Here is a 1650-nt window from a genome sequence, read left to right on the forward strand (position 1 = left end):
CGCACCGCGTACGGATGCGGACCCGCCACCACGTCCGGCGTGCGCGGCGGGGCGAACGAGATCTCCACCGTCCCCGTCGTCCCCGGATACAACCGCAACGACTGCGGCTCCACCCGGGCCCACGGCGCCAGGTCACCCACCGGCTCGAACCGGTACTCGTCCACGACGTCACCGGTGTTGCGCACCCGCAACCGCACGGTCGCACCACCACCCGGGTCCACCGTCGTCGACGCCGGCTCGAGGGAAGTCCAAAGGGTCATCGTCGTGTCCTGGTTCTCGGAGGAGGGTCAGCGCTCGGGGGCCGGGGGGTAGTCCTTGGCCGTGACCTTGCCGGGGTCGTTCTGGGAGACGATCCGGCCCGCGTGCAGAGAGGCGAACACCCTCTCGTCGGCGACACCGGTGGCCGGAAGGCCGACTCCCTCCTGGTAGACGCGGACCCGGGTGCTGGTGGCGGCGTTGGCCTCCGCGCTCGCCCGGTGCTTCTGCTCACCGCGCAGGTAGACCATGTTGGTGCGGAGCCACAGCTGCTGCGCGGTGGAGACGCCGTCGTCGACGGTCGTGTAGGACGCCCACAGCAGGACGCTGTTGAACCACGGGACCTCCCAGTTGTTCTTGCCGGTCTGCACCTCGGTCGGGCTCGTCGAGCCGAAGTGCGCCATGATCAGGGTGGTCATGGTGGACCGGCCGAGGTTGCCGAGGCCGTCCGTCTTGACGGAGACGCCGTCGTACCGCTGGTCGTTCTGCGTCTGGAAGCACTTCAGGGCGGCCACGGTCGACTCGTCCATGAGGCCCGCGGTGTGGGGGGCCGTGAGCCGGCAGGGATTGTCCGGCTGCAAGGTGTTCAGCCGCACCTGCGCGAACTCCACGAACAGGTTGGGTCCGTCACCGGGGCGGAAGGGCAGCGGTCCGGTCGGTCCGGCCTTATCGGCCTCGTCCTCACCGCCGCCGCCACCGCCGTCGCCGGAGCCGCCACCGGCGTCGTCGGCACCGGCCACGGGGGCGGCGGCGCTCGGGGCCGCCTGTTCCGCCGGGGCCTTCGGCGCCTCCGCCAGCGGTTCGTCGGACTCGGGGTTGGGCAGCGCGGTCGCTCCGACCTCGGTCATCTGTTCGGTGGCCAGGGAACGCACGTCGGGCTTGTAGGACAGCCAGATCACCACGAACGCGATCGCCAGCGCCAGCGTCATGCCCAGCACCGTCGCCAGCCACCCCGGAAGGAACCCGCGCTGGACGAACGTGCCCTCCACACTCTGCGGATCCACCCCCGAACGCTGCACCGCCAGCGCGTACGGACGCTCCTGCTTCGACCCGAACCAGATGATCTCCCGCGGCTTCAGCCGCGCCCGGACGAACACCGCCCGCCCCGGCTCGATCTGCACATTGGACGGCTCCAGATCGAACGACAACTGATCACCGTTGTCACTGCCGCCGATCGACGCGGTCACCCGCGTGTTGCCCAGATTGTCCACCGCCAGCCGCGGCCGCCCCCGCAACCGCCCCTTCACCACCGGCGGCACCAGCTCCGCCCGCACCTCGGTGAACGGCGTGACCGTCACGTTCCCCTCCGGCACCGCCGTCGCCTCCGGCTGCTCCGTCGGCGTGATCCGCACCGCGTACGGATGCGGACCCGCCACCACGTCCGGCGTGCGCGGC

General features: G+C 71.2%; 2 protein-coding genes. Both read right to left on the minus strand.

What is annotated here, in order from left to right:
- Positions 1 to 260 (minus strand): COG1470 family protein (locus AOK18_RS25090; RefSeq protein ID WP_478078854.1); only part of this gene is annotated, 260 nt, incomplete at its 3' end.
- 27 nt (positions 261 to 287) lie between these two features.
- The coding region (locus AOK18_RS34680) for a peptidoglycan-binding protein (RefSeq protein ID WP_240503308.1) at positions 288 to 1650 on the minus strand (1363 nt) is incomplete at its 5' end.

This window comes from Streptomyces prasinopilosus, assembly GCF_001419695.1.
GTDB lineage: Bacteria > Actinomycetota > Actinomycetes > Streptomycetales > Streptomycetaceae > Streptomyces > Streptomyces prasinopilosus.